Source organism: Delftia sp. RIT313 (genome assembly GCF_000632165.1).
GTDB classification, from domain to species: Bacteria; Pseudomonadota; Gammaproteobacteria; order Burkholderiales; family Burkholderiaceae_C; genus Comamonas; species Comamonas acidovorans.
In genome coordinates this window covers 80878-107438 of record NZ_JFYT01000057.1, presented here as the reverse complement: position 1 = coordinate 107438, position 26561 = coordinate 80878, and the positions used below count along the sequence as shown (strand labels likewise).

At 67.8% G+C, this 26561-nt stretch carries 24 protein-coding genes; 10 read left to right on the top strand and 14 right to left on the bottom strand.

Translation table 11 applies throughout. The features are described from left to right. Position 1: 1 nt before the first annotated feature. From BW39_RS17215 to BW39_RS17195, 5 genes are all read left to right on the top strand, one after another. The gene (locus BW39_RS17215; RefSeq protein WP_043823265.1) at positions 2-1366 is read left to right on the top strand and encodes an MmgE/PrpD family protein; all 1365 of its coding nucleotides are present in this window, start codon (positions 2-4) and stop codon (positions 1364-1366) included. Between the two features lie 103 nt (positions 1367-1469). Next, positions 1470-2477 carry a tripartite tricarboxylate transporter substrate binding protein BugD gene (locus BW39_RS17210; RefSeq protein WP_013800091.1) on the top strand — a complete coding sequence of 336 codons (1008 nt, stop codon included), beginning with the start codon at positions 1470-1472 and terminating at the stop codon, positions 2475-2477. A gap of 23 nt (positions 2478-2500) precedes the next feature. Then, positions 2501-3373, top strand: coding sequence for an HpcH/HpaI aldolase/citrate lyase family protein (locus tag BW39_RS17205; RefSeq protein WP_043823264.1), 873 nt, complete (start codon positions 2501-2503; stop codon positions 3371-3373). A 187-nt stretch (positions 3374-3560) separates the two neighbouring features. Then, positions 3561-4628, top strand: coding sequence for a Bug family tripartite tricarboxylate transporter substrate binding protein (locus BW39_RS17200; protein WP_043823263.1), 1068 nt, complete (start codon positions 3561-3563; stop codon positions 4626-4628). A 138-nt stretch (positions 4629-4766) separates the two neighbouring features. After that, the gene (locus BW39_RS17195) at positions 4767-5312 is read left to right on the top strand and encodes a hypothetical protein (RefSeq protein WP_012202143.1); all 546 of its coding nucleotides are present in this window, start codon (positions 4767-4769) and stop codon (positions 5310-5312) included. Between the two features lie 77 nt (positions 5313-5389). Here the strand turns inward: BW39_RS17195 and BW39_RS32170 are convergent, their stop codons facing one another. The 8 genes from BW39_RS32170 to BW39_RS17170 form a co-directional block, all read right to left on the bottom strand. Beyond that, a complete protein-coding gene (locus BW39_RS32170) occupies positions 5390-5515 on the bottom strand; it encodes a hypothetical protein (protein WP_268749026.1) in 126 nt (41 codons plus the stop codon). Positions 5516-5585: 70 nt separating this feature from the next. Then, positions 5586-6074, bottom strand: a complete 489-nt coding sequence (locus tag BW39_RS30445; protein WP_081816235.1) for a T6SS effector amidase Tae4 family protein — start codon at positions 6072-6074, stop codon at positions 5586-5588. Beyond that, on the bottom strand, positions 6071-6547 hold the full coding sequence (locus BW39_RS31140) for a Rap1a/Tai family immunity protein (protein WP_161786997.1): 477 nt from the start codon (positions 6545-6547) through the stop codon (positions 6071-6073). Before BW39_RS31140 ends, BW39_RS30445 begins: the two co-directional genes overlap by 4 nt. A gap of 347 nt (positions 6548-6894) precedes the next feature. Next, positions 6895-7347, bottom strand: a complete 453-nt coding sequence (locus tag BW39_RS17190) for a PaaI family thioesterase (RefSeq protein WP_043783107.1) — start codon at positions 7345-7347, stop codon at positions 6895-6897. Positions 7348-7496: 149 nt separating this feature from the next. Beyond that, on the bottom strand, positions 7497-8495 hold the full coding sequence (locus tag BW39_RS17185; protein WP_152547263.1) for a tripartite tricarboxylate transporter substrate binding protein: 999 nt from the start codon (positions 8493-8495) through the stop codon (positions 7497-7499). 20 nt (positions 8496-8515) lie between these two features. Continuing rightward, positions 8516-10096 (bottom strand): class I adenylate-forming enzyme family protein, encoded by a 1581-nt coding sequence (locus BW39_RS17180; RefSeq protein ID WP_043823260.1) that lies wholly within the window; start codon positions 10094-10096, stop codon positions 8516-8518. Between the two features lie 21 nt (positions 10097-10117). Then, positions 10118-11086 (bottom strand): Bug family tripartite tricarboxylate transporter substrate binding protein, encoded by a 969-nt coding sequence (locus tag BW39_RS17175; RefSeq protein WP_043823258.1) that lies wholly within the window; start codon positions 11084-11086, stop codon positions 10118-10120. A 320-nt stretch (positions 11087-11406) separates the two neighbouring features. Beyond that, positions 11407-12711 (bottom strand): Glu/Leu/Phe/Val family dehydrogenase, encoded by a 1305-nt coding sequence (locus tag BW39_RS17170; RefSeq protein ID WP_013800098.1) that lies wholly within the window; start codon positions 12709-12711, stop codon positions 11407-11409. 176 nt (positions 12712-12887) lie between these two features. Here BW39_RS17170 and BW39_RS17165 point away from each other — a divergent pair, with 176 nt between their 5' ends. After that, positions 12888-13706, top strand: coding sequence for a fumarylacetoacetate hydrolase family protein (locus BW39_RS17165; RefSeq protein WP_043823257.1), 819 nt, complete (start codon positions 12888-12890; stop codon positions 13704-13706). A 24-nt stretch (positions 13707-13730) separates the two neighbouring features. Here the strand turns inward: BW39_RS17165 and BW39_RS17160 are convergent, their stop codons facing one another. From BW39_RS17160 to BW39_RS17145, 4 genes are all read right to left on the bottom strand, one after another. Next, entirely contained in the window at positions 13731-14603 is an 873-nt protein-coding gene (locus tag BW39_RS17160; protein ID WP_043823254.1) for a PPK2 family polyphosphate kinase, read from the bottom strand. 28 nt (positions 14604-14631) lie between these two features. After that, complete coding sequence (locus BW39_RS17155; RefSeq protein WP_043823453.1) at positions 14632-15036, bottom strand: hypothetical protein; 405 nt, start codon at positions 15034-15036, stop codon at positions 14632-14634. Positions 15037-15041: 5 nt separating this feature from the next. Then, positions 15042-16691: a M30 family zinc metallopeptidase gene (locus BW39_RS17150; protein WP_043823452.1), complete on the bottom strand. Its 1650-nt coding sequence runs from the start codon at positions 16689-16691 to the stop codon at positions 15042-15044. A 152-nt stretch (positions 16692-16843) separates the two neighbouring features. Further along, positions 16844-17755, bottom strand: a complete 912-nt coding sequence (locus BW39_RS17145; protein WP_043823252.1) for a LysR family transcriptional regulator — start codon at positions 17753-17755, stop codon at positions 16844-16846. Between the two features lie 74 nt (positions 17756-17829). Here BW39_RS17145 and BW39_RS17140 point away from each other — a divergent pair, with 74 nt between their 5' ends. After that, positions 17830-18324 carry a PACE efflux transporter gene (locus BW39_RS17140; RefSeq protein WP_012202156.1) on the top strand — a complete coding sequence of 165 codons (495 nt, stop codon included), beginning with the start codon at positions 17830-17832 and terminating at the stop codon, positions 18322-18324. On the opposite strand, the gene BW39_RS17135 is transcribed toward BW39_RS17140, so the two are convergent. After that, complete coding sequence (locus tag BW39_RS17135; RefSeq protein ID WP_034397700.1) at positions 18297-19271, bottom strand: response regulator transcription factor; 975 nt, start codon at positions 19269-19271, stop codon at positions 18297-18299. The genes BW39_RS17140 and BW39_RS17135 overlap by 28 nt on opposite strands. 19 nt (positions 19272-19290) lie before the next feature. Beyond that, on the bottom strand, positions 19291-22791 hold the full coding sequence (locus BW39_RS17130) for a hybrid sensor histidine kinase/response regulator (RefSeq protein WP_043823250.1): 3501 nt from the start codon (positions 22789-22791) through the stop codon (positions 19291-19293). A 214-nt stretch (positions 22792-23005) separates the two neighbouring features. Between BW39_RS17130 and urtA the strand changes: the two genes are divergently transcribed. From urtA to urtC, 3 genes are all read left to right on the top strand, one after another. Further along, on the top strand, positions 23006-24271 hold the full coding sequence (gene urtA / locus BW39_RS17125) for an urea ABC transporter substrate-binding protein (protein WP_012202159.1): 1266 nt from the start codon (positions 23006-23008) through the stop codon (positions 24269-24271). 110 nt (positions 24272-24381) lie between these two features. Then, the gene (gene urtB, locus BW39_RS17120) at positions 24382-25296 is read left to right on the top strand and encodes an urea ABC transporter permease subunit UrtB (RefSeq protein WP_013800106.1); all 915 of its coding nucleotides are present in this window, start codon (positions 24382-24384) and stop codon (positions 25294-25296) included. A 72-nt stretch (positions 25297-25368) separates the two neighbouring features. Continuing rightward, positions 25369-26559 carry an urea ABC transporter permease subunit UrtC gene (urtC, locus tag BW39_RS17115; protein ID WP_043823248.1) on the top strand — a complete coding sequence of 397 codons (1191 nt, stop codon included), beginning with the start codon at positions 25369-25371 and terminating at the stop codon, positions 26557-26559. Positions 26560-26561 lie beyond the last annotated feature (2 nt).

Sequence of the window (26561 nt, the reverse complement as noted above, 5' to 3'; positions counted from 1 at the left end):
CATGAAAAACGACACCCAAGTGAGCATCCATCCGCTGGCCCAATTCGCTGCCTCGCTGCGCTGGGACGACGTTCCCGCCGCCGTTCAGCAGCGCGCCGAAGACCTCTGGGTGGACTGGTTCGGCTCCGTGCTCGCAGGCCAGGGCGCGCGCCCCGTGCAGAGCATCACGCGCTTTGCGCTGTCCCAGGGACCGGCGCAGGGGCCTAGCGAGATCCTGGGCAGTGCCGACACCACCTCGCCCATGATGGCGGCCCTGGCCAATGCCGCGGCCTCGCATGTGGCCGAGCAGGACGATGTGCACAACGGCTCGGTCTTCCACCCCGCCGCCGTGGTCTTCCCGCCCGCGCTGGCCGTGGCCCAGAGCATCGGTGCCAGCGGCGCCGAGCTCATGGCCGCCTGCGTGGCCGGCTATGAGGTCGGCATCCGCGTGGGCGAGTTCCTGGGCCGCAGCCACTACCGCATCTTCCACACCACGGCCACGGCCGGCACCCTGGCCGCCGCGGCCGCCGTGGGCCGGCTGCTGGGCCTCACGCCCGCGCAGATGCAGCATGCCTTCGGCTCGGCCGGCACGCAGTCGGCAGGGCTGTGGGAGTTCCTGCGCACGGGCGCCGACAGCAAGCAACTGCACACGGCGCATGCGGCCGCTGCGGGCCTGATGTCGGCCTACCTGGCCCGGGACGGATTCACCGGTGCGCAGGACATCTTCACCGGGCCGCAGGGCCTGGCGGCAGGCATGTCCACGGACGCCGATCCCACGCGCCTCACGGACGGCATCGGCACGCGCTGGGCCACGGCCGAGACCTCGTTCAAATGGCATGCCTCCTGCCGCCACACGCACCCGGCTGCCGACGCGCTGCTGCAGGTCATGCAGGACCACGGCCTGGCCCCCGCCGACCTGGCGCAGGTCACCTGCCACGTGCACCAGGGCGCCATCGACGTGCTGGGCCCAGTGGTCGATCCCGGTACGGTGCACCAGAGCAAGTTCTCCATGGGCACGGTGCTGGCGCTGGCCGCGCGCCACGGCCATGCGGGCCTGGACGAGTTCGACAACGAATACCTGGCCGCCACCACGGTGGCCCTGCGCGAGAAGGTGGGCATGGTGCTGGACCCCGAGGTCGATGCCGCCTACCCGCAGCGCTGGATCGGCAAGGTCACCGTGCTCACCACCGATGGCCGCACGCTGCACGGCCGTGTGGAAGAGCCCAAGGGCGATCCGGGCAACACGCTGTCGCGCGAGGAGATCACGGCCAAGGCGCTGCGACTGATCGCCTATGGCGGTGCCCTGCAGGACGACCCCGCCCAGGCCGCTGTAGCGCGGCTGTGGCAGATCGCGCACTGGCCGCACGTGCAGCGCCTGCTTGACTGAGTTTTTGACTGAGTTTTCGCGCCGGCCCCGGCCGGCGAATCCATGGGAAAGGCGCCACCACAGAGCGCCTCCCGCTTCCACCAAAGTGCACAGGAGACAAACCATGCAACGCACCACTTCTTTCCGCCGCCGCCTCGTTTACGCAGCGGCCGCCGCCTGCGCCCTTGCCGCCGGCGGGACGACCACCGGCGCCCTGGCCGCGGCCTGGCCTGAGAAGCCCGTCGTCCTCGTCGTGCCCTACAGCGCTGGCGGCCCTACCGATGTGGTGGCGCGCCTGCTGGCCGTGCCCATGGGCCAGGTGCTGGGCCAGAGCGTGCTGGTCGAGAACACCGTGGGTGCGGGCGGCACCATTGCGCCCAACCGCGTGGCCAAGGCCAAGGCCGACGGCTACACCATCCTCATCCACCACATGGGCATGGCCACGGCGCCTGCGCTGTACAAGAAGCTGCCCTATGACCCGCTCAAGGACTTCGAGTACATCGGCCAGGTGCTGGACGTGCCCATGACCCTGCTGTCGCGCAAGGACTTCCCGGCCAACAACTTTGCCGAGCTGCTGGACTACGTGAAGAAGAACCAGGAGAAGGTCTCGCTGGCCAATGCCGGCATCGGCGCCGTCTCCCAGCTGTGCGGCATGCTGTTCATGCACCAGGCGGGCGTCAAGCTCACCACCGTGCCCTACAAGGGCGCAGGCCCGGCCATGAACGACCTCATGGGCGGCCAGGTGGACCTGCTGTGCGACCAGACCACGCAGACCGTGCCCGTGATCAAGGACGGCCAGCGCGCCAAGGTCTTCGGCGTGACCACGCCCAAGCGCCTGTCCTCGCTGCCCGACATCCCCACGCTGGACGAGCAGGGCCTCAAGGGCTTCGACGTCAAGGTCTGGCACGGCATGTACGCGCCCAAGGGCACGCCCAAGGAGGTGGTCATGGCCATCAACAAGGCGCTGAACGTGGCCATCAAGGACGAGAACGTCAAAAAGCGCATCGCCGAACTCAGCTCCGACCTGGTCACGCCCGACAAGGCCACGCCCGAAGGCCTGCGCACCCACCTGCAGGCCGAGGTGGCGCGCTGGGACAAGGTCATCAAGGCCGCAGGCGTCTCGGCCGAATAAACCGCTCTCCCAAGGACATCCGCATGCACGATCTGGCGCGACAGGCCACTTCCTTTCTCTTCGTCCCCGCCACGCGGCCCGAGCGCCTGGGCAAGGCCCTGGACAGCGGCGCCGACATGGTCATCGCCGACTGGGAGGATGCCGTGGCCCCGGCCGACAAGGACGGCGCCCGCCAGGCGCTGGCCCAGGCCGTGGGTGCGCTGGAAGGCCCGGCCCGTGCCCGCCTGCTGGTGCGCATCAACGCTGAAGGCACGCCCTGGCATGCGGATGACCTGCGCGCGCTGGCGCAGCTGGTGGATCAGGGCGTGGCCGGCGCCATGGTCTCCAAGGCCGAGCGCGCCCAGACCCTGCATGCGGTGGCCCAGGCTGCGGGCGCACGGGCGGCCGTGCTGCCCCTCATCGAAAGCGTGGCCGGCCTGGACGCGGCCGACGCCCTGGCTGCCGCGCCCCAGGTGGTGCGCCTGGCCTTCGGCCACCTGGACTTCCAGGTCGATGCGGGCATGGCCTGCGACCAGGGCGAGGAAGAGCTGCTGCCCATGCGCATGGCCCTGGTCCTGGCCTCGCGCCGCGCCGGCATCGGCGCGGCCGTGGACGGCGTGACGGTGGACACGCGCAACCCCGAGCGGCTGGCCCAGGACGCGGCACGCGCGCGGCGCATGGGCTTTGGCGGCAAGCTGTGCATCCACCCGGCCCAGGTCCAGCCCCTGCACGCCGTCTTCGACCCCGATGTAGCGGCCGTGGCCCACGCGCAGCGCCTGCGCCAGGCCCTGGCCGAGGCCGGAGGCGGCGTCTGCGTGCTGGACGGCCGCATGGTCGATGCGCCCGTGCTCAAGCAGGCCGAACAGGTGCTGCTGCGCCATGCCTGGGCGCAACAGAGATCTGCAGCACGATCTTGATGAAAATGAGACTGAAAGGCCGTTTTGCACTCAGAGTTTTCTGATTCTGGTGTAGAAAGTCCAATGATTTCCCTGATGGTGAATCCATCTGCCTCGAATACGCTTGGCCAACTCGATTGATTTCGAGACGGCGGTTTCTTGATCCGGTGTCTCCACCCATGGGGGCACCCAGGCAAAGGAGCGTGTGATGGCAGTGATCTCGGGGACGGCATCGAACAGCGGATTCAACGGCCAATTGAATGACCGACTGAACAACCGACTTAACAACCGATTGAATCGGCGCCAGGCGCTGGCCCTGGCGGCCGGCGCCGTGGCGGCGGTGCCAGCCAGCGTGCTGGCGCAGGCCGGCTTTGCCACACGGCCCGTGCGCATCGTCGTGCCCTTTGCGGCGGGCGGCGCCACCGACGTGATTGCGCGCATCCTGGGCGAGCGCATGGCCCAGCAGCTGGGCCAGACCGTGGTGGTGGACAACAAGCCCGGTGCGGCTGGACTGATCGGCGGCGAAATGGTGGTCCGCTCCGCGCCGGACGGGCTCACCCTGCTGCTGGGCACCACCTCCACCATGCTCACCAACAAATACCTCTACAAGAAGACCGCCTACGACCCGCTGACCGACCTCACGCCCCTGTCGCGCGTGTGCATGGCGCCCATCGCCCTGGTGGTCACGGCCGACGTGCCCGCCTCCAACCTGCGCGAATTCATGGCCTGGGCCCAGGCCAACGCGGGCAAGCTCTCGTATGGCTCCTACGGCATAGGCTCGCACGGCCACCTGGCCTGCGCCGTGCTCAGCGACATGGCCGGTGCAGGCATGGCGCATGCCGCCTACCGGGGCGAGGCGCTGATGGTGCAGGACATGCTGGGCGGGCGCATCCCCATCGGCATGGGCAGCCTGCTCACGCTCAAGCCCCACATCGATGCAGGCAAGCTGCGCGCCCTGGCCGTCACCGGCACGCGCCGCGTGCCCCTGCTGCCCGAGGTGCCCACCTTTGCCGAGGCCGGCTACCGCCACGAGGCCATGGAACTGTCCGGCTGGCTGGCCATCGCCGGCCCCAAGGGCCTGCCGGCCGACCTCACGCGGCAATGGGGCGAGATCTCCAACCGCGCCGTGGCCAGCCGCGAAGGCACGGCCCGCATCATCGCGGCCGGTTTCGTCCCTGTTGATGACGACAGCCCTCAGCGCTTCGGCAAGGCCTGGGCGCAAGAGGCTCCGGTCTGGGGGCGGCTGCTGCAGTCGGCGGGGGTGCAACCCGGTTGATGGCGCACAGCGGCCCTGGTTGCCCAAGGCTGCACTCATGCCCTGTGCTGTAATCGCCCCTCCTCAGGCGGCCCCGGTGGTGCAATGCCATGACGGGACAGCCCGTGGTTTCTCAAACATTCAAGAGAGGGTATTACCGTGAGTGCATTGGTCATCAAGGCCTGGAAGGCCAGCGAGCAACCCATAGACGACAAGGGCAACCACATTGCCATCACAGGCCGCGAAGGCGGCCTGGTCGCCTGGATCCTGTCCAAGGTCAACATCGATCCCACCACCACCATCCGCGTGGGCAGCGAGCGCCTGGAGTTCAGCAGCGCCTCGCTGTCGGGCACCCAGTCGCGCCTGATCCCCCTGCAGGGCATCTGCTCCACCTACTACGGCTATCACAAGCCCTGGAAGACGGCGCTGGGCATCGGTGCCCTGTCGCTGTTCATGGGCGGGTCCATGATGGCCCAGAGCTTCTTTGCAGGCCTGGTGGTCATGCTGATCGGCTGGGGCATCGCCGCCGTCATCTACTTCCTGAACCGCACCCTGACGCTGGGCTTCATCGAGAACAGCGGCGCAGTCAACGGCATCCAGTTCAAGCGCTCGGTGATCGAGAACATCGACATCACCCAGGAGCAGGCCAGGCAGGTCTGCGAACTGATGCAAAAGCTGATCGAGGCCAAGGAAAAGCGGCTCTGACCGCTTGAGTGAAAAGGAAAGCGCGGCATGCGCTTTCCTTGTGCGCGCCGCGATCTGGGGGCAAGACCCGGCGCGCGCTATTGGGCAGGTGGGGAGCAGTCGGGCTGCACGTCCATGCCCAGCGGCAGGTAGTAGTGCTGCGCGGGGGTCTGGCTGGCTTCAGGCGCCAGACGAAAGTAGTGCTGCTGGCCTGTGGCTGCCATGGAGTCGCCCGAGGCCGAGATGGCGGCTAGCGGTTTGCGGGCGTCGAGAAGGGTGATGGAGTGCCCCGGATCAGTCCAAAGGCCAGAACCATATTTCTTTTGAATCGAAATAGCATGCGGAGTTACACACCTGAGTGCTATTTTGGGATTCAATCACATCAATATGGCCTCCGTTGTAGCCTGCAATCTTCCAGAAGAAGATTACCCCTTTCTTGCCGGATAATTTGGTATGTGCATCGGCAGCGCTAAATATCTGAGGCTTGCCAAGTATATGGGGCTTGGCAAGCTGATCAGCGAGTAGTTTTGCGCCGGGCTCGAACGTCCGGCCTTTGTATTTCCCGGTTTTTATCTTCAATCGCCCGTTGATGATGACGCCTGACTTGATCAGGGCCAGGCTCAATCTGGTTGCGCAGGTGTTCTGATAACCGGCGTTTTGCCGAATCAATGCTGCATCGTTGTATCCAAGCTCCTCATAGAGTGCTGTGCGAGACACATGGCTGGAGTTCAGCTCGTTGGCCGAATAGTGATGAGATTTGAGCGTTGCGTAGGACGGTTTCATTTCTTCCCGCCTTTGCAAGGAAACTCTTTTTCAAGAATGTCGCTGATGACATGGGCAGCCCGTGACTCACGCTGTTTGAGATCCAATTTGCTCAATCCGCTGTGAAGTACTTCTGCCAGAGTGATGGTCTTGAAATGCTGGTAATCGCACCAGACCCGACCTTCCGTGGCATCCAGAACACCGAGCAGATACATCTCCGCATATCTTCTTTCCATGAGGTTTTTGCTCATATATGCAGTAAAGAACGTATCCGCCGATAAATTGTTGTTCTCGATGATCAGCCGCTGGGAGTCTGGAACTGGTCGGGCAAGCCGGGTCTCAGCGTTGGCATGGGGAAAGACACCCAGTATCAAAGTAAAAATAATGAAAATAGGGCTGGAAAGATACTTCCAAAAACAGAACGGCACCGTATTGCCAAAGGCTGGTGATTTTCTGCTGTCTGTGTGAACCCTCAAGAATCCGTACATTGCCATCTCTGCCTTTCATGGTGAATCGATGATTTGAGTGCGAGAGTTCTTGGCTCAATCAACATGCACTGGCAGTTGTATTCTGGCTGGAAGCTCCGGGTCGAAGGGCAATTATTGACTGGCCAGGCATGTCTGGGCAATAGCCATCATTCCTGTTTGAGTGAATTGCCAGTCATTTGGGCATGTACGAGCCTGCCGGAATGCAGTCATACGGCAAGATTGCTCTTGGGGAATGGTGGAGTCTTTCGCGTCTTTGTCAGGGAGGTAACAATAAGTGTCTTCAAAAAAATACCGCTTCAGATGAGGCGGTATTTCCTGGGGGCGTGCCGTGCGCCAGCGAAAGAGGTGATCACTCAGGCCTGAGCCCCGCCACGCGCCATCAGCTTGAACGTCCCCGTGGCCAGGGCCACCAGGGTGCCGTCCTCGGAGCGCACTTCGCCGCGCGCGAAGCTGATGGAGCGGCCGCGCCGCTCGCAGTGGGCGGTGGCGATGAGATCGCCGCTGCCGGCCGAGACGTAGTGCAGCGTGAGATCGATGGTGGCCACGCCGAAGGCCGTGGGGTCGTGCGAGCGGCAGGCCGAGGCCAGGGCGCAGTCCAGCAGCGAGGCGATGGCGCCGCCGTGCACGTCGCCGCGGCTGTTGGCCTGATCCGGTTGAAAGCCCATGCGGATCTGGGCGCGGTCCTCGCCGATGCGTTCACCGCTGAGCTTCATGGCGCGGGCCATGGGCATGGGCAGGCCGAAGAGGATGCCGGGCGCCTCGCCTTCGAAGGGGTTGGCCGGGTGGTCTTTGATGGGTGTGTTCATGGACATGATCATCGCATTGGGCGCGGCGCTCGAGACTGGCGTGTACCGACTCCGGGGCACCGAGGAAGGGCCGTCCCGCACCGAGGGTGCCGTCCCCCTCCCGCGAAGCGAGAGAGGGGGAAGCGGCGCAGCCGCTCAGGGGGTGACTTTCAATCCACCCGTGCACCTGTCGATTTGACGACAGTGGCCCAGCGCGTGATTTCCTTGTCGATATGCGCCTGCAGCGCCTCGGGCGTGGAGCCCACGGGCTCGTAGCCGCCGGCGGCCAGCTGGGCCTGCAGTGCGGGCTGGCGCAGGGCGGTGGCGATCTCGCGGCTCAGGCGCTGGGTGGCTTCGGCGGGCGTGCCGGCCGGCGCGATGACGGCGTACCAGCCGGTCACGTCGAAGCCTGCGATGCCCTGCTCCTGGATGGTGGCCACCTCGGACGCCAGCGCCGAGCGCTGCGGGCTGGTGACGGCCAGCGCGTGCATGCGCCCGCTGCGGATGTGGGGCATGGAGGTGGAGATGCTGTCGAAGGTCAGGTCGATGTCGCCGGCCAGCATGGCGTTGACCACGCCCGCGCTGCCCTTGTAGGGCACATGGGTCATGCGCACGCCTGCCACGGAGCCGAAGTACTCGGCCGCAAGATGCCCCGTGTTGCCGTTGCCTGCCGAGCCGAAGGTGAGCTTGCCGGGGTTGGCCTTGGCGGCCTGGATGAGTTCCTGGATGTTCTTTGCCGGCAGCTTGCTGCTGGCCGCAACCACCATGGGCAGGTTGGCCACCAAAGACACGGGCGCGAAGTCGCGGCGGGTGTCGTAGGGCAGCTTGGGATAGAGGCTGTCGTTGATGGCATGGGCAGCCAGCACCATGAGCACGGTGTAGCCATCGGGCCTGGCGCGCGCCACGTATTGCGAGGCCAGCGTGCCGCCTGCGCCGGGCTTGTACTCCAGCACCACGGGCTGGCCCAGCTGCTGCTGCAGTTGCACGGCCAGAGGGCGGCCCAGCAGGTCGGCACTGCCGCCGGGTGGATAAGGAATGACCAGCTGGATGGGCTTGGCAGGCCAGGCCTCGGCAGCATGGGCGAGAGGGGCGGCCGGGGCCAGCAGGGCGAAGGTCGCCAGGGCCAGGCAGGACAGCAGGCGGCGGCGCGGGAGTGGGTGCATGGGCATGGGCATGGGGGGACTCCGTTTCATGAAGAGGACAGGGCGCCGGCCTGGTACTGCTCGCGCAGCGCGCGCTTGAGCACTTTGCCGATCTCGCTGCGCGGCAGGCTGGCGGCCAGCCGCAGCTCGGCCACGCGCTGGGTCTTGCCCACGCGGGCGTTGAGCCATTCGCGCAGCTCGGCGGCCGAGGGCGTGGCATCGGGGCGCGCCACGGCGTAGGCCACGGGGGTCTCGCCCCAAGCATCGGAGGGCACGCCGATCACCGCGCATTCGGCCACCTGCGGGTGCTGCAGCAGCACGGACTCGATGTCGCTCGGGTAGACGTTGAAGCCGCCCGTGATGATCATGTCCTTCTTGCGGTCGCCCAGCACGATGAAGCCGTCCTCGTCCAGGCGGCCCACGTCGCCGCTGCGGATGAAGCGCAGGCCCTGGGCATCGAACCATTCGGCCTCCTGCGTCTTGTCGGGCAGGCGGTGGTAGCCGCTCATCATTCCGGCCGAGCGGCCCACGATCTCGCCCTGCTCGCCGGGCGGCAGTTCGCGGCCCTGCTCATCGATGAAGCGGATGTCGGCGCCCGGCCCTGGCCTGCCCACGGTGTGCAGCTTGTCGGGGAAGTCATGGCAGTGCAGCTCGCAGCGCACGCCGCCTTCGGTCATGCCGTAGTACTCGATGAGCCGTCCGGGCCAGCGGCTCAGCACCTCGGCCTTGAGCGCGGGATGGAACGGCGCGCTGGTGCAGAACTTGTGCCGCAGGCGGCTCAGGTCGGCGCCGTCGAACCCCGGGCACTGCATCAGCCGCTGGTACTGCACGGGCACGAGCATGGTGTGGGTGGCACGGTGGCGCTCGGCCAGCTCCAGGTAGTGCGCCGCGTCGAACTTGCGCATCAGCACCAGGGTGCCGCCCAGCCCCAGGGTGGGCAGGGCCGCGACCAGGGTGGTGTTGGAGTACAGCGGCGTGGCGCACAGCGAGACGGCATCGGGCCCGTAGCCGTTGTGGATGGCACGCTGCACATGGGCCCAGCGCATGGCCCAGGACTGGACGATGCCCTTGGGCACGCCCGTGGTGCCCGAGGAGTAGATGACGTTGAAGGGCCAGTCGGGCTGGGGCTGGATGGGCGTGGGTGCCGTGCCATGGTCCGTTTCGTCCGCAGCCAGCCATTGCGCCCACGGCATGCCGGCTTCGACAGCGCCGTCCAGGGCCACGCATTGCAGATCCTGTCCGGCCTGCAGCGGCCATTGCGCTGCGGTGTCCGCGTCGCGCAGCACCAGCCGGGCGCCGCAGTTGTCCAGCATGGCGCTCAGGTGGCCGGCCGTGGCCGACGGGGCCAGCGGCGCCACGGCCACGCCCGCGCGCAGCGCGCCCAGGAAGGCCAGCACGTACTCGGGCGAGCTGCCCGCGCAAATGGCCACCACGTCGCCGGGGCCCAGGCCATGGCGTTGCAGGCGCAGGGCCACGCGGTCCATGCCCAGGCGCAGCGCGGCGTAGTCGAGGCTGCGGCCGTCCATGGCCAGGGCGGTGTGGCTGGGGCGCTGGCTGGCCTGCAGCGCGACGAGTTCGGGCAGCGAGCCAAAGGGCTGGCGCAGCAGGGAGGCGATGTCTTCTTGCATGGGAGGGGCGGGAGGGGACCACTATTCCAGCGACAGGCCTGCGGCCTTGACGATCTGGGCCCAGCTCTTGCGTTCCTGGGCGATGAAGGCGTCGTACTCGGCCGGTGTCTCGCCACCGGGCACGCCACCCAGGTCGGCAAAGCGCTGGCGCACTTCGGCCGTCTGCATGGCGCGCCGGGCCGACTGCTGGATGCGCTCGACCACGGCATCGGGCGTGCCGGCAGGGGCCAGCAGGCCGAACCAGGCCGTGACCTGCATGGGCACGCCGGCCTCGGTCATGGTGGGCACCTCGGGCAACTGGGCCGAGCGCGTGGCGCTGGTGATGGCCAGCGCGCGGAACTTGCCGCTCCTGATGTGCGGCATGGAGCTGGGCAGGTTGTCGATCATGTAGTCCACCTGCTGGCCCAGCAGCGCCGTGACCGCAGGCGCGGCACCGGGAAAGGGCACGAGCGTGACCTCGATGCCGGCCTTCTGGCGGAACATCTCAGAGGACATGTGCGGCGACTGGCCCACGCCCGAGGTGGACACGTTCAGGCGCCGGGTCCTGGCCAGCTCCACCAGCTCGCGCACGTTGCGCACGGGCGAATCGGCATGGACCACGAGGATGTTGGGCACGGAGATCACATTGGTGATGCCGCGCAGATCGCTTTCCTTGTAGCTGAGCTGCTTGTACAGGCTGAAATTGATGGCCACCGGGCCGATGTTGCCCATGAGCAGCGTGTAGCCATCGGGCCTGGCGCGCGCCACCTGGGCCGTGCCGATGCTGCCGCCGCCCCCGCCCTTGTTCTCCACCACCACCGAGGTGCCCAGGTCCTTTCCCATCTTCTCGGCCAGCACGCGCGCGGCAATGTCCGTGGTGCCGCCTGCGGCAGCCGGCACCACGATGGTGATGGGGCGTTCAGGCCAGGCCGCCGCCAGCGCGGCGGCAGGAGCCAGGGAGAAAAAAGGCAAAGCGGCCAGCAAGGCCAGCAGGCTGCGTCGGACGGTCATGGGCAGTCTCCAGTTCACTGCCCGCAACGATAGAAAACCCTGGGCCCCAGGGCACCAGGGTTTGACTGGAGATCCGCTTCGCCATTCGGAAACCCGCGCTTAGGCCCACTGGAACGCGTGCTAACCCGTTGCCGAAAAGGCGACCACAAGAAAAAAGGCGCCGAAGCGCCTTTTCTTTTTCGCAGAATGCACAGCGCATGAAACTGGCGCGGCCCAAGTCAGGGACACCGAGCAAGGGCCGCCCCGCCGCGAGGGTGTCGTCCCCCTCCCTTGCGAAGCAAGCAGAGAGGGGGAAGGCGCGTCAGCGCCTCAGGGGGTGATCAGGGATACAGTCCCCGCATTTCGCGCGCATGCAGGATGCGCTGGCAGGCCACGATGAAGGTGGCAGTGCGCAGCGTCACGCCGTGCTGCTGGGCCACCTGCCAGATGGCCGCGAAGGCGTCCTGCATGATGCGCACCAGGCGGGCGTTGATCTCGTCCTCGCTCCAGAAGAAGCTGGAGAAGTCCTGCACCCATTCGAAGTAGCTCACCGTCACGCCGCCGGCATTGGCCAGCACGTCGGGCAGCACCAGCACGCCCTTTTCGGTCAGGATGTCGTCGGCCTCGGTGGTGGTGGGGCCGTTGGCGCCCTCGATCACCATCTTGGCCTTGATCTTGCCGGCGTTGTCCTTGGTGATCTGGCCTTCCAGTGCGGCAGGGATCAGGATGTCGCAGTCCACGCTCCAGAAGTCGGCAGCGTCCATGGCCTCGGCGCCGTCAAATCCGCCCACGCCGCCCTTGGCGGCCACGTGGGCCAGCAGGGCCGGCACGTCCAGGCCATTGGCGTTGTGGATGGTGCCGGTGTGGTCCTGCACGGCCACGACCTTGGCGCCCACGTCGGCGAACAGCTTGCCCGCCGTGCCGCCCACGTTGCCGAAGCCCTGCACGGCGATGCGCGCGCCCTGGACCGACAGGCCGGTCAGCTTGGCCGCTTCCACGCCCACGGTGAACACGCCGCGGCCGGTGGCCTCGACGCGGCCCAGCGAGCCGCCCAGGTCCACGGGCTTGCCCGTGACCACGCCGGTGGCGGTGGCGCCGGTGTTCATGGAGTACGTGTCCATCATCCAGGCCATGATCTGGCCATTGGTGTTGACGTCAGGCGCGGGGATGTCCTTGGAGGGGCCGATCAGCAGGCCGATCTCGCTGGTGTAGCGGCGCGTCAGGCGCTCCAGCTCACCGCGCGACAGCGTCTTGGGATCGACACGGATGCCGCCCTTGGCGCCACCGTAGGGCACGTTGACGGCCGCGTTCTTGACCGACATCCAGGCCGACAGGGCCATGACTTCGGACAGGGTCACGTCCTGGTGGAAACGCACGCCGCCCTTGCCGGGACCGCGGCTCAGGTTGTGCTGCACGCGGTAGCCTTCGTAGTGGGCGATGGTGCCGTTGTCCAGCTCGATCGGCACATCGACGATCAGGATGCGCTTGGGGCGCTTGAGGGTTTCGACCCAGCGGGCGAGATGGCCCAGGTAGGGCGTGACGCGATCGACCTGCTGCAGGTAGTTGCCCCAGGGGCCGAGGTGATCGGCCTGCAGGTAGGAAGGGATGGCGTGGTTGGTAACGCCGGCCGAAGCGGGTTGCTGCATGGTGGTTCCACACAAGAGTTGTCTGAGGGTTTTGAGCTTATTCCCGGGGCTATGCGCTGTCCAACGCCTTATGAGCGAGAGCCTTATGCATTTAATGCATAACCCTGGGAGCGCCTTGTCCAGCGGACAATCGGGGCCGCTTGAGACCCACCGATGCACTCCAGGAAAGCCGCTCCATGACGAATACGCCCCGCACTCCCACAGCCTTGGCCCATGCGCTGCTCCAGGCACGCCACAGCGGCGAATTGCTGGACGCCGACGATTGGGCCGACGTGGTGCGCACGCCCGCAGATGCACAGGCCGTGCAGGCCGCCATGGCGCCCGCCCTGGGCTGGCGCGTGGCCGGCAGCCCGCAGGGACCGGGCCGCGTTCCGGGCTACTGGAAGTCTGGCGCGCCGCGCCGCGATGCCCCGCTCACCCATGCGCCGCTGCCCGAAGAAGGCGTCTGGGCCAGCCCCTCGGTCGCTGGCGGCGCGCCGCTGCACCTGCGCGGCATCGAAGCCGAGATCGCTCTGCGTCTGGGCCGCGATGTCACGGCCGCGATGGCCGCCGCCCTGCAGCCCGGCGAGGGCCTGGAGCTGATCGACGGCATCACCGCCGCCATCGAGGTGGTGGATACGCGCTGGCGCCAGCACCTGAAGGCGCCGCCGCTGCTGCTGGCCGCCGACGGCCTGTGCCATGGCGCCCTGGTGCTGGGACCTTGGCAGGACGCTTCGCGGCTGCTGCCGCGCGAGTCGCCGCGGGACTGGTCAGCCCAGGTCTGCCGGCTGCGCGTGGGCGCGGCGCCTCTGCAGGCGTTCACCGGAACGCATTCGCTGGGCGATCCGCTGTGGCTGCTGGCCGGCTGGCTGCAGGAACTGGTGCGCCGCTATGGCAGCGTGCCCGCAGGCACGGTGGTGACTACGGGCACGTGGAATGGCCTGGCCTTTGCCCAGGCCGGTGACCTGGTGGTGGCCGAGCTGGACGGCATTGCCGAGGCCCGCCTGCAGCTGTGAGGCTTCAGGCAGGCCATCGAGTGATCAGGTGATCTTGTAGTCCTTGAGGGCCGGATCGCCGGGCGGAAAGCGCAGGTCCAGGTTGCGCATCACCTCGCGCAGCAAGGTGGCGATCATGAGGTTGCGATGCGTCTTGGAATCCGCGGGCACGATGGTCCAGGGCGCCCAGGGCGTGTGCGTGGCGCCCAGCAGCTGGCCGTAGGCCTGCTGGTAGTCCTTCCACTGCGTGCGCACCTTCATGTCGTTCTCGTCGAACTTCCAGTGCTTGGCCGGGTCGTCCAGGCGCTCCTGCAGGCGCGCGCGCTGCTCGTCGGCGCTGATGTGCAGCAGGAACTTGACGACCACGGTGCCCGTCTCGCTGAGCATGCGCTCGAAGTCGTTGATGTGGGCAAAGCGCTGGCGCTGCTGCTCGGGCGTGATCCAGCCGTTGACCACGGGCACCAGCACATCCTCATAGTGGCTGCGGTTGAAGACCGTGATCTCGCCTGCGCCCGGCACGCGCTGGTGGATGCGCCACAGGTAGTCGTGCGCGCGCTCCGCATCGGTTGGCGCCTTCCAGCCCACGGCGTTCATGCCCAGGGCGCTGGTGCGGCCGAAGACGCCACGGATGGTGCCGTCCTTGCCCGCCGTGTCCGTGCCCTGCAGCACGACCAGCAGCTTGTAGCGGCGGTCGGCGTACAGCAGGTTCTGCAGCGCGTCGATCTCTTCGGCCAGGGCCTCGACGGCGGCCTTGTCCTCGGTCTTGCCGTTGCCGTTGGAAAAGGGCTTGGCGCCCGGGTCGAAGTCGGCCAGGGCAATCGGCTTGTCCTTGTCGGACTTGGCGGAGCGCGGCTGCCACTGCTCCCAGAGCTTTTGCACGGCCGCATCGCGGCTGGAGAAAGGGTTGAAGGCGTCCATGGCTTGAGCGGTGGGTGAGCGGAGAAGGTCAGGGCTGGGCGCGAATGGATTGCACCTGCAGTTGCGGCTGCGCCATCGAAGGCGCGGCGCCAGCGGCGGGCCTGGGGCCGGGCTGGCCCCGGACCTCCACGTTCTGCCGCTGCCACTGCGTGACCTGCTCGGCGCTCAGGCCCTTGAGCTGCCAGGTCTCGCCGGAGGCGGTCTGCAGCACGGGCTGCTCATGGGGCGCATTGCCACGCAGCACCAGACGGCCTTGCAGGGTCAGGGGCTGGCCGGCATCCGGCGCGGCGGGCGCGGCCGATGCCGAAGCGGGCGCCGGTGCGGTTGCAGGAGGTGGAGGTGGCGCGGCGCAGGCCGTGGCCAGCAGCGACAGGCTGCCGGCCAGCAGCAGGGGCAGGGCCCGGGCGACTGCGGTATGGGATGTCTGGGTCATGGCGGTCATTGCACGATGGCGGTGAGGGTGGTGCCGGCGGGAACGCGCAATTGCTCCTGGTACAGGCCCTGGGCGTCCGGCTGGCGTACGAAGGGGAAGTGGCCGCGCGCCGCGAGCTGGGCGGGCACGGTGGCGGGCAGGCGGCGTGCCGCCGCATAACGCTGGCCGTCGATGCCCACCAGGGTGAAGCCCTGGTCCGTGCGTGCGGGCCAGCCGTAGCCGGTCGGGCCGCTGGAAGGCAGCAGGGCGATGTTGGCACCCCATCGCTGCAGCGTGACGGGCAACGAGGGGCCACCGGCCTGTGCAATGGCGTTGCCGAGCACCTGCAGCGAGTCGGGCGAGGAGGTGTTCCTCAGCATCTGCTGGTAGAAGCCCACGCCGTGCTGGCGCAGCAGATAGGCGCCCAGGCTGCCCGTGACGTTGTAGCCGAAGCAGGTGGCGTTGACATCCGAGGCCCAGCTGGCCAGGTCGCAGTTGAAGCCGGGCTTGGACATCCAGCCGGTAATGCGGCCGTCACGCATGGGATTGGTGCCGGGTGTGAGTCTTTCGGCCAGGATGTCCTCGGACATCAGGGCCGACATCTCTTCAAGGAAGGTGTCGAACATGTAGTCCGAGCCCTTGAGCGCGCCGCGCTGGTAGAAGTTGATCATGTGGATGAACTCGTGCGACAGCGTGCTGATCTGCGTGGTCAGCCCGTTGGCGCCGCCCAGGTACAGCGTTTCGGTGTCCATGTAGAACGACAGCGATTCGTTGCTGTACTGGAACTGCGAGTTGCCGGCCGTGCGCTTGAAGTTGTTCACGGCCCAGAAGTAGCCCAGCAGGCCGTAGGGCTGGCTGTCGGGCGTGAAGTTCACGAACACGATGTCGATCGGCTGGTCGGCCGCGATCAGCTCGCTGTGGGCCTGGGGCCCCCAGGGCTGGCCTGCCAGCCCCGTGACCAGGGCGTGCACGGAATCCGGCCCGCTGGAAAAGCGCTGTATCACGGTGTCCAGCAGGGCGTCGCTGACCTTGGCGCCGCCGTACTCGCTGTCTTCCAGCCACAGGTTGATGGTGCGGGTGCCCGTGGGCGTGGGCGCCGTGGTCTGGCGCCGCAGCGTGGCGCTGCGCGTCTCGACCGTGGGGCTTTCCGTGTTGACGAACCAGCTGCGCTGGCTGCCCACGGGCAGCACGGCCGCCGACACAGCGCGCGAGGGCTGCACGCTCTGCCCTGCAACCGGGGCGGGCAGGCTCGGCTTGAAGTCACGTACGCGCTGGGGGATCTGGTTGACCAGCTGCGCAGCGCTCAGCGACTGTTGCGCCGCAATGCCCTGCGCCGCTGCGGCTGGCGGCGTGAGCGTGATGGGCGGCAGGGCCACGGCGGCATCGCCGGTGTTGGTATAGATCAGCGTCACGGGCCGGGTGCCCAGATTGCGCAGGCCCACGGCAACGGGCTGCTCTGCGGCGGTGGCGTTGGTGTAGCTCCAGACGCCGACGCCCTGGCCGGAATAGGTGGTGGCGTCGGTCGCGCCGCACGAGGTGCCCGTGCAGGCGGGGCTCAGCTGTGTCGTGATGGAGTCGCCCGGCGTGGAGCCGCCGCCCCCGCCGCCGCAGCCTGCCAGTCCCGCACCCAGTACCAGTGCAACAAGGGCCTTGCCCCCAAAGTGATCTTGAAACATGGGTTCCTCTCGATGGTCCATGTCCAGCCAGAAGAAGAAGGAGGCGGCCGGACGCTTGCGCAACTATCCCAGGCCTGCCTGCAGGCGGCAAGCACCGGCCGGTTTCCCGCGTGTAGGCGCAGGGCTTGCCTGCAGGTCGCAAGCCGCAGGCCTCACCTGGGCTCCAGCCGCACCGGCACCTGCAACTGCTCCACGAACCGCCGCGCCGCCAGCCCCAGCGGGCGCTCCTTGGACCACACCCAGTCGACGAACAGCTGGGTGCCGTTGCTGATGTTGCACAGCGGAATGCGCAGCAGCGCGCCCGTTTGCAGCAGGGGCTCGGCGACGCTGAAGGGCAGCCACCCCCAGCCCAGGCCGGCCGAGACCAGCGACAGGGCTGCCAGATGGCTGTCCGTGCGCCACAGCTGGTGCGAGAACACGAAGCGCGGATCGGTGTGGGCCAGGTCGCGGCTGGCCAGCAGGATCTGGCGCGCGCCGGCCAGCTGGCCCACGTCCAGATGCTGCTGCCCATCCACGCCCAGTTGCCGGGCCAGCGGGTGCCTGGCCGCCATCACGGCGACCATGGTTTCCTGGCCCATCTCCTGGAAATCCTCGCGGCCGTCGATGGCCGGGCGCTCGAAGACCAGGGCCAGATGCGCGCGGCCCGAATGCAGTTCCTTGAGCGCATCGACCTGGGCGGCCACCAGCACCTCCACCTCCAGCCCCGGGAATTCCTCGACCAGCGGCTGCAGCGGCGCGGCCCAGGCCGTGGACAGCAGCTCGGGCGCGATCACCAGGGTCAGCCGCTCCTCCAGTCCCTGGTGCAGGGCCAGCGCCTGGTGGTTGAGCTGCTGCAGCTGGGCGGCCAGCAGCCGGGCCTGGGGCTCCAGTGCGCGCGCCGCCGCCGTGGGCCGGGGCTCGCGGCCGCTGCGGTCGAACAGCTGCAGGTCCAGCTCTGCCTCCAGCTGGGCGATGGCCATGCTCACGGCCGAGGGCACCCGCCCCAGCCGGCGTGCGGCGGCAGAAAAGGAGCCGTGGTCCAGCACGGCAAGGAACAGCGGCACCTGGTCAGCGGGGAAGGACATGGCGGGAACCTGTCAGTTTTATTGAAAGAATCTGACTTTAACGTTCAATTCCGGACAAATAAACTGCGCCCCCTATGACCTTGCAGACACACAAAAAGGGCCTCCAGGGGCCCAAGCGCAAAGTGGTCTTCGTGACCCTGTATGAACTGATCGCCATCGCGGCCTCCAGCCTGCTGTTCATGGCCATCGGCCAGAGCGCCGGGCATTCGGGCGGCATGGCGATTGCCGCCTCCACGCTGGCCATCGTCTGGAACCTGACCTTCAACCACCTGTTCGAGCAATGGGAGGCGCGCCAGAGCGTCAAGGGCCGCTCGGTGATGCGCCGCGTGGTGCACGCCCTGGGCTTCGAGGGCGGGCTGGCCATGGTGCTGATCCCGCTGATGGCCTGGTGGTTCGGCGTCACGCTGTGGGAGGCCACGGTGATGGAGGCCGGCCTGCTGGTCTTCTTCCTGGTCTACACCTATGTCTTCAACTGGTGCTTCGACCATGTGTTCGGCCTGCCGGCCTCGGCCTCGGCGTCCGCTGCGGTGGCCCCGCGTGCTCAGGGCGAGCCGGCCTGCAGCAACTGACCGGCCACGGCGGCGGCGGCCGTGCGGGTCTCCACGCCGAGTTTCTCGAAGATGTGCTCCAGGTGCTTGTTCACCGTGCGCGGGCTCATGCCCAGGATGTCGGCGATGTCGCGGTTGGTCTTCCCCTTGCTCAGCCATGACAGCACCTCGGTCTCGCGCGGGGTGAGCGCCACCTGCTGCAGCCGGCGCGCGGCCGGCGTCTGCGGCGCCTCGTGGCTGAGCAGCACCATCGACTCCCCCAGGCCGCTGGCGCCCATGTGGCGCGCCAGCAGCTGGCGGCCATCGGCCAGGGCCAGCGCCAGATCCTGGGGGGCGGGCTGGCCCTCCTGATCCGCCTGGCCGGGCTGATCCGGCTGGCGTGCGCCGGCCAGCCAGTCCCCGGCCGCCTCCAGCGGGAAGGGCTGGTCCGCAAAGGCCTCCTCCAGCCAGCGCGATGCCTGGGGCGAGCGCCAGGCCACGCGGCCCTGGCCGTCGAGCACCACCACGCCCAGCCCCGCCACGTCCACGGCCTCCTGCGCCTGGCGCGTGGCGCGGGCATTGCGCACATGGGTGGCCAGGCGCACCAGCACCTCGGGGATGCGCAGCGGCTTGACCACGTAGTCCACGCCACCGCTGGCAAAGCCGCGGATGATCTGGTCCGTGTCCGACAGGCCGGTCATGAACACCACGGGCACATGGGCCCAGGCCGGCGTGGCCTTGAGCGTGCGGCACAGCGTGAAGCCGTCCATGCCGGGCATGACGGCGTCCAGCAGCACGCCGTCGGGCACGGTGAGGGCGAAGCGCTGCAGGGCCTCGTCGGCGTCGCGGGCGGCGAGCACCACGTAGCCTTCGGCGGCCAGCGCGTCGCACAGCATGCGCAGGCTGTCCAGCGCGTCGTCCACCACGAGGATGACGTGGGCGTTGTGAGGGGGGTGGCTGGGGTGGCTGCTGCTGTCGGCGGTCGTCATCTGTGGCCTATGCGGGTTCTCATTCATCGGTCTCCTCTCTTTCTTCGTCTTCTTCATCCTCTTGCTCGGGCCGCGGCAGCATGCGCGCCAGCGCATCGAAGTCGAAGCGGTTCGCGCAGGCCTGCAGCGCATCGAGCAGCGCGGCATGCGCGGGCGCCTGCTGGCGCGCCTGGCGCAGGCGCTCGCGCAGGGCGGTGGCTTGGCCCGAGCGCGCCAGCCGGGCCAGGTCTTCACGCAGGTCGGGCGGGAAGGGGGCGGCTGCCGGCGCCTCCTCTGCCTTGGCCTCTGCCTGCTCTGCACGCGGCGCCGGCAGCAGCAGCGGGCGGTTGTCATGCACCCATTCCAGCCGCAGCACGCGCTCGAGCACCTGCAGCAGCTCGGACTCGGTCACGGGCTTGGCGACAAAGCCCTGGCAGCGCGCATCGGCCAGGCGCGGCGGGTCGTTGTCGAACAGGTTGGCCGAGACGAAGACCACGGGCAGTTGCTGCGCATCCCAGCGCGCGCGCAGCAGGGCGGCGGTCTGCCAGCCGTCCAGGTCGTCCATGCTGATGTCCAGCAGCACCAGGTCGGGCGGGCTTTGCTCCACGATCTCCAGGCACTCGCGGCCGCTGGCGGCCTCGCGGATCTCGAAGCCCAGGGGCAGCAGCAGGCCGGCCAGCAGCTGGCGCTGCAGCGGCTGGTCGTCCACCACCAGCAGGGTGCGCCGGGGCGGCAGATAGCCGATGACGGTGTGCAGCGTGGCGGCGGCACCCGGAGGGACCCAGGACGCGTCGGGCGCCATCTCGGGCAGGTACAGGCGCACGGTGAAGCAGCTGCCCTCGCCGGGCGTGCTGCTCAGGGTGAGCTGGCCGCCCATCAGCTCGGTCAGCAGGTGGGTGATGGTCAGCCCCAGGCCCGTGCCCGCCTCGCTGACGCGCCGCCCCGCGCTGCCGCGCTCGAAAGGCACGAAGATGCGCTCCATGTCCTGCGGTTCGATCCCGATGCCGGTATCGATGACCTCGATGCGCGAGACATGGGGCCTGAAGTCCATGCGCAGCCGCACCTCGCCGCGTTGGGTGAAGCGCACGGCGTTGGACAGCAGGTTGATCAGGATCTGGCGCAGCCGCTTGGCGTCGGCCCGCACCCAGCGCGGCATGGTGCCCAGCGTCTCGACCGAGAACTGCAGCCCCCTGGCCTGTGCCTGGGGCCGCATCATGGCCTCGATGCCGTCGATCAGCGCGGGCAGGGGCAGGGGGGCGAGGTCCAGGCGCAGGCGGCCGGCCTCGATGCTGGCCAACTCCAGCGATTCGTCGATCAGCGCGCGCAGATGCTGGCCGCTGTGCTGCATGGTGGACAGGGTCTCGCGCACCCAGCCATCGACCTGCGGGCTCTTGAGCAGGATCTGCGTATAGCCCAGCAGGCTGTTGAGCGGCGAGCGCAGCTCGTGCGTCATGCCCGCCACATAGCGCGTCTTGGCCTGGCTGGCCTGCTCGGCATGGTCCTTGGCGGCCTGCAGCTCGGCATCGGTGCGCTTGTGGGCGGCAATCTCCTGCAGCAGCAGCTGGTTCTGGCGCTCGGACTCGTCCTGGGCCATGCGCCGGCTGTCCGTGCTCAGCACCACCCACCAGGCGGCCACGGCGCACAGCAGGGCCAGCAGCGCGAAGACCTTGAGGAAGGGGATGCGCAGCGCGCCGCCATCGACGCTGCCTGCCTGCAGGCTTTCCTGCATGTAGACCACGCCCACCATGAAGGCCGTCACCGCGCACAGCGACAGCATCACCACCAGGTACTGGCCCGCGCGGAAGTTCACCTTGGTCGCCCAGCGCGGCGGCAGCAGGGCCGAGGCCAGCGCATGCAACTGCTCGCCCGCGCGCGAGCCGGTCTTGCAGCGGTCATGGCAGCGCGACTCCAGCGAGCAGCACAGCGAGCAGATGGGCGCGCCGTAGGCGGGGCAGTGCGCCATGTCCTCGGATTCGAAATGCTTCTGGCAGACGGCGCAGCGCACGGTCTCGCCGGGCTTCCACAGGTTGCCTGCGGGCCGCGCCAGGTAGTAGCGCCCGCCCGTCAGCCAGGCCAGCAGCGGCGACAGCAGCATGGACAGCGCCAGCGCGATGAAGGGCGAGAAAGCGGCCGCCGTCTCGCCCAGCAGGCCCGCATAGGCGCAGCAGGCCACGGCGGCGGCCAGCAGCATGGCGCCCGGGCCCACGGGATTGAAGTCGTACAGATGGGCGCGGCGGAACTCGATGCCCGGCGGGCTCAGTCCCAGCGGCTTGTTGATGACCAGGTCGGCCACCAGCGCGCCCACCCAGGCGATGGCCACGTTGCTGTAGATGGTCAGCACCTTCTCCAGCGCGCCGAACACGCCCAGCGTCATCAGCAAGGTGGCGATGACCACGTTGAACACCATCCAGACCACGCGCCCTGGATGGCTGCGCGTGATGCGCGCGAAGAAGTTGGACCAGGCAAGCGACCCCGCGTAGGCATTGGTCACGTTGATCTTGACCTGCGAGATGACCACGAAGACCACGGTCACCGCCACGGCCAGCCCCGGCAGGCCCAGGGCCTGCAGCACCTGCTGGAAGCCCACCAGGAACATCTGCGTGGGCTCGGCCGCGCGCGAGGCGTCCACCCCCTCCAGCTGCATGGCCGCGAAGGCGAGAAACGCGCCGCCTGCCATCTTGAGCATGCCCATCACGGCCCAGCCCGGCCCGGCCACCAGCACCGCGCCCCACCAGCGCAGGCGGTTGGCCCGGGTGCGCGGCGGCAGAAAGCGCAGGAAGTCCACCTGCTCGCCGATCTGCACCACCAGCGCGAAGATCACGGCCGCCGCCGCGCCGAACATCAGCGGATCGAACTGGCTGCTGCCCGAGCGCAGGCCGGTGAGGCTGGCGAAGTCGCGGTACAGCTGGGGCTGGGCCAGCGCCATCCACACGAAGGGCAGCACCAGCAGGAACAGCCACAGCGGCTGCGTCCAGGCCTGCAGGCGCGAGATCAGCGTGATGCCGCGCATGGCCAGCGGCAGCACCACCAGGGCCGACAGCGCATAGCACCACTGCAGCGGCCAGTCCACCACCAGCTGCAGGGCCAGCGCCATGATGGCCGCCTCCAGCGCGAAGAAGATGAAGGTGAAGACGGCGTAGATCAGCGAGGTGATGGTCGAGCCCAGGTAGCCGAATCCCGCGCCCCGCGTCAGCAGGTCCATGTCCAGCCCGTAGCGCGCCGCGCAGACGGCGATGGGCAGCCCCGTCAGGAAGATCACCAGGCCCACGGTGACGATGGCCCACATGGCGTTGGCAAAGCCGTAGTTCAGCGCAATGGCGCCGCCGATCGCCTCCAGCGCCAGGAAGGACAGCGAGCCGAAGGCCGTGTTGGCCACGCGGAACTCGCTCCAGCGCCGAAAGCTGCGCGGCGTGTAGCGCAGCGCGTAGTCCTCCATGGTCTCGTCGGCCACCCAGGCGTTGTATTCGCGCCGGAACCGAAAGATGGTCTGCGGCGCGGGCGAGGTGCTGGCGGGGCTGTCGGGCGGGGGTGCGGAGTGCATTCCCAGGTCTAGCAAGAAACGTGCGGGGCCAATGCTGGCGCGGCTTTCAAGAGGAGTGCGTGGGGTGCGTACGCAGATGGCTACGTCAATTGACGTATGGGCGGTTTCAAGGGTTCTTCCTAATCTTGGACCCAGCGCGGAAACAAGCCGTAACCGCAACGCCAGTTTTCAGCCACTTGCAGATCACCCAACCGATCCTTACAGGAGAGTCACCATGAGCCACCCCTCCGACCCCCGCACACCTGGTTCCCCCGGCACGGAAATGGGCCGCCGCCGCGTCCTGCAGGCGCTTGGCGCCGCCTCGGTGGCCGGGCTGCCGGCCTGGTCCTTCGCCCAGCCCACGGCCCAGGTCAACACCACCAAGCTGGCCGTGACCGATACCGAAGTCGTCGTGGGCCAGCTGCACTCGGCCACGGGCACCATGGCGATCTCCGAGACCGGCTCCATCCAGGCCGAGCAACTGGCCATCGACCAGATCAACGCCATGGGCGGCATCCTGGGCCGCAAGATCCGCGTGATCAAGGAAGACGGCGCCTCCGACTGGCCCACCTTCGCCGAGAAGTCCAAGAAGCTGCTCATCAACGACCGCTGCGCCGCCGTCTTCGGCTGCTGGACCAGCGCCTCGCGCAAGGCCGTGCTGCCCGTGTTCGAGAAGGAGAACGGCCTGCTGTACTACCCCACCTTCTACGAAGGCCTGGAGCAGTCCAAGAACGTGATCTACACGGGCCAGGAAGCCACGCAGCAGATCCTGTACAGCCTGGACTGGGCCAAGGCCGAGAAGAAGGCCAAGACCTTCTTCCTGATCGGCTCGGACTACATCTGGCCGCGCACCTCGATGAAGATCGCGCGCAAGCACATCGAGAACTTCCAGAAGGGCAAGGTCGTCGGCGAGGAGTACTACCCGCTGGGCAGCACCAACTTCGGCTCGCTGGTCAACAAGATCAAGCTGCAAAAGCCGGACTGCATCTTCGTGGCCGTGGTGGGCGGCTCCAACGTGGCCTTCTACAAGGCGCTCAAGGCCGCAGGCATCACGGGTGACAAGCAATTGCTGGTCACGCTGTCGGTGACCGAGGACGAGATGACCGGCGTGGGCGGCGAGAACTTCACGGGTTTCTACTCCTCGATGAAGTACTTCCAGACGCTGGACAACGAGAACAACAAGAAGTTCGTGGCCGCCTTCAAGGCCAAGTACGGCCCCAATGCCGTCATCGGCGACGTCACCCAGGCCGGCTACCTGGGCCCCTGGCTGTGGAAGGCCGCCGTGGAAAAGGCCAAGAGCTTCGACGTGGACAAGGTGGTGGCCGCATCGCCGGGGCTGGAGCTCAAGACCGCGCCCGAAGGCTACGTGAAGGTGGACGCCAACCACCACCTGTGGAGCAAGTCGCGCATTGCCGTGGGGCAGCCGGACGGCACGTTCAAGGTGGTCTCGGAGTCGCCTGAACTCATCAAACCCGATCCCTTCCCCAAGGGTTACCAGTAAGTCCTGATCCGTTCAGGCAGGTGATGCGTGGCGGCCTGCGGCCTGGTGGGCGGGCCGCCGCGTGAACCGTTTCCCCCTCTCCCGATTGGCTTGCGCGCAGGAGCAGCACCATGAGTTTTTCCGACATGATGAACATCGGCCTGATGCAGGGCTTCGCGGGGCTGAGCCTGTTCGCCGTGCTGCTGCTGATGGGCCTGGGCCTGGCCATCATCTTTGGCCAGATGGGCGTGATCAACATGGCGCATGGCGAGTTCATGACCATTGGCGCCTACACCATCTACCTGGGCTCCACGCTCACGGCGCAGCACGCGCCCGAGTTCATGCCCTACTACTTCCCGCTGGCCATCGTGGCCGCCTTCCTGTTCGCCTTCGCGGCCGGCTGGCTGGTGGAGTGGGGGCTGATCCGCCACCTCTACAAGCGCCCGCTGGACACGCTGCTGGCCACCTGGGGCGTGAGCCTGGCGCTGCAGCAGTGCTTTCGCACCTTCATCGGCCCCAAGGAAGTCAGCCCCACCCTGCCTGACTGGCTGATGGGCTCGTGGGCGCCGGCCGAGGGGCTGGACATTCCCATCAACGGCCTGTTCGTGCTGGCGCTGACCGCGGTGGTCACGGCCGGCGTGCTGATCGCGCTGCACAAGAGCCGCTGGGGCCTGCGCGTGCGTGCCACGGTCAGCAACCGCGTGATGGCCAACGCCATCGGCATCGACACCAAGAAGACCGACCGCCTGACCTTTGCCATCGGCTGCGGCATCGCAGGCGTGGCGGGCGCGGCCTTCACCACCATCGGCTCCACCGGCCCCACCTCGGGCTCGCTGTACATCGTGGACGCCTTCCTGGTGGTCACCTTCGGCGGCGCGGCCAGCCTGCTGGGCACCGTGGTCTCGGCCTTCGGCATTGCGCAGACGCAGTCCATCACCGAGTTCTTCCTGGCGGGCTCCATGGCCAAGGTGATCACGCTGTCGCTGATCGTCTTCATCCTGATGCTGCGTCCCCAGGGCCTGTTCGCTTCCAAGGTGCGGCGCTGATCCCGGCGCCGGCCCTTTCCACGAATTTCCCCGCGTTCCCCCGATTTCCTCTGAGTTCACCGGAGTCATTCCATGCAAGCCCTCAAAGCCTGGATACAGCGCTACCAGCTCGCCAGCCTGGTGCTGCTCACCGTCCTGCTGGCGGTGGTGCTGCCCCTGGCGCTGGACATCTTCCGCCTCAACCTGGTCGGCAAGTACCTGACCTATGCCTTCGTCGCCATCGGCCTCGTCATGGTCTGGGGCTATGGCGGCGTGCTCAGCCTGGGCCAGGGCGTGTTCTTCGGCCTGGGCGGCTACGCCATGGCCATGTTCCTGAAGCTGGAGGCGTCCGACCCCATCAGCACCAAGATCCAGTCCACGCCCGGCATCCCCGACTTCATGGACTGGAACCAGCTGACCGAGCTGCCCTCGTTCTGGCTGCCCTTCAAGAGCCTGCCGTTCTCGCTGGCCGCCGTCATCGCCGTGCCCACGCTGCTGGCCTGGCTCATCAGCTTCGCCATGTTCAAGCGCCGCGTGGGCGGGGTGTACTTCGCCATCATCACGCAGGCCGTGGCGCTGATCGTCACCGTGCTCATCATCGGCCAGCAGGGCTACACGGGCGGCGTCAACGGCATGACCGACCTCAAGACGCTGTGGGGCTGGGACACGCGCACGGACAGCGCCAAGTACATCCTCTACTACGTCTGCGTGGCCCTGCTGATCGGCGCCATCGTGCTGTGCCGCTGGATACAGACGGGCAAGGTGGGCACCCTGCTGCTGGCCATGCGCGACAAGGAAGACCGCGTGCGCTTTTCCGGCTACGACGTGGCCAACTTCAAGGTCTTCGTGTTCTGCCTGGCCGCTGCGCTGTCGGGCGTGGGCGGCGCGCTGTTCACGCTGCAGGTGGGCTTCATGTCACCCAGCTTCGTGGGCATCGTGCCCTCCATCGAGATGGTCATCTACGCCGCCGTGGGCGGGCGCATGAGCCTGGTGGGCGCCGTGTACGGCACGCTGCTGGTCAACGCGGGCAAGACCTATTTCTCGGAGAGCTTCCCGGACCTGTGGCTGTTCCTCATGGCGGGCCTGTTCATCGGCGTGACCATGGCCTTCCCGATGGGGCTGGCCGGCCTGTGGGAAAGCCGCATCGTTCCGTGGTGGAACAGCCGCCGCAAGGGCACGGCACCTGCCGCAGCGCAGGTAGCCCAGGCAGCACCTGCCCCGGCCCCGGCCGCCACCAAGCCCACGTCCGCCCTGTCCGAAGGCATGGGCCGCCAGGGCGCCTGAAC

Bases quoted from the DNA above. Each gene is read 5' to 3' on its own strand.
- BW39_RS17190 (WP_043783107.1), bottom strand. From the start codon at position 7,347: ATGAACACACCCATCAAAGACCACCCGGCCAACCCCTTCGAAGGCGAG.
- BW39_RS17180 (WP_043823260.1), bottom strand. From the start codon at position 10,096: ATGCAAGAAGACATCGCCTCCCTGCTGCGCCAGCCCTTTGGCTCGCTG.
- urtA (WP_012202159.1), top strand. From the start codon at position 23,006: ATGAGCCACCCCTCCGACCCCCGCACACCTGGTTCCCCCGGCACGGAA.
- BW39_RS17165 (WP_043823257.1), top strand. From the start codon at position 12,888: ATGACGAATACGCCCCGCACTCCCACAGCCTTGGCCCATGCGCTGCTC.
- BW39_RS17210 (WP_013800091.1), top strand. From the start codon at position 1,470: ATGCAACGCACCACTTCTTTCCGCCGCCGCCTCGTTTACGCAGCGGCC.
- BW39_RS17200 (WP_043823263.1), top strand. From the start codon at position 3,561: ATGGCAGTGATCTCGGGGACGGCATCGAACAGCGGATTCAACGGCCAA.
- BW39_RS32170 (WP_268749026.1), bottom strand. From the start codon at position 5,515: ATGGCAGCCACAGGCCAGCAGCACTACTTTCGTCTGGCGCCTGAAGCC.
- BW39_RS17150 (WP_043823452.1), bottom strand. From the start codon at position 16,691: ATGTTTCAAGATCACTTTGGGGGCAAGGCCCTTGTTGCACTGGTACTG.
- BW39_RS17130 (WP_043823250.1), bottom strand. From the start codon at position 22,791: ATGCACTCCGCACCCCCGCCCGACAGCCCCGCCAGCACCTCGCCCGCG.
- BW39_RS17160 (WP_043823254.1), bottom strand. From the start codon at position 14,603: ATGGACGCCTTCAACCCTTTCTCCAGCCGCGATGCGGCCGTGCAAAAG.
- BW39_RS17215 (WP_043823265.1), top strand. From the start codon at position 2: ATGAAAAACGACACCCAAGTGAGCATCCATCCGCTGGCCCAATTCGCT.
- urtB (WP_013800106.1), top strand. From the start codon at position 24,382: ATGAGTTTTTCCGACATGATGAACATCGGCCTGATGCAGGGCTTCGCG.
- BW39_RS17170 (WP_013800098.1), bottom strand. From the start codon at position 12,711: ATGCAGCAACCCGCTTCGGCCGGCGTTACCAACCACGCCATCCCTTCC.
- BW39_RS17185 (WP_152547263.1), bottom strand. From the start codon at position 8,495: ATGCCCATGCACCCACTCCCGCGCCGCCGCCTGCTGTCCTGCCTGGCC.
- urtC (WP_043823248.1), top strand. From the start codon at position 25,369: ATGCAAGCCCTCAAAGCCTGGATACAGCGCTACCAGCTCGCCAGCCTG.
- BW39_RS17145 (WP_043823252.1), bottom strand. From the start codon at position 17,755: ATGTCCTTCCCCGCTGACCAGGTGCCGCTGTTCCTTGCCGTGCTGGAC.
- BW39_RS17155 (WP_043823453.1), bottom strand. From the start codon at position 15,036: ATGACCCAGACATCCCATACCGCAGTCGCCCGGGCCCTGCCCCTGCTG.
- BW39_RS17175 (WP_043823258.1), bottom strand. From the start codon at position 11,086: ATGACCGTCCGACGCAGCCTGCTGGCCTTGCTGGCCGCTTTGCCTTTT.
- BW39_RS17135 (WP_034397700.1), bottom strand. From the start codon at position 19,271: ATGACGACCGCCGACAGCAGCAGCCACCCCAGCCACCCCCCTCACAAC.
- BW39_RS31140 (WP_161786997.1), bottom strand. From the start codon at position 6,547: ATGGCAATGTACGGATTCTTGAGGGTTCACACAGACAGCAGAAAATCA.
- BW39_RS30445 (WP_081816235.1), bottom strand. From the start codon at position 6,074: ATGAAACCGTCCTACGCAACGCTCAAATCTCATCACTATTCGGCCAAC.
- BW39_RS17205 (WP_043823264.1), top strand. From the start codon at position 2,501: ATGCACGATCTGGCGCGACAGGCCACTTCCTTTCTCTTCGTCCCCGCC.
- BW39_RS17140 (WP_012202156.1), top strand. From the start codon at position 17,830: ATGACCTTGCAGACACACAAAAAGGGCCTCCAGGGGCCCAAGCGCAAA.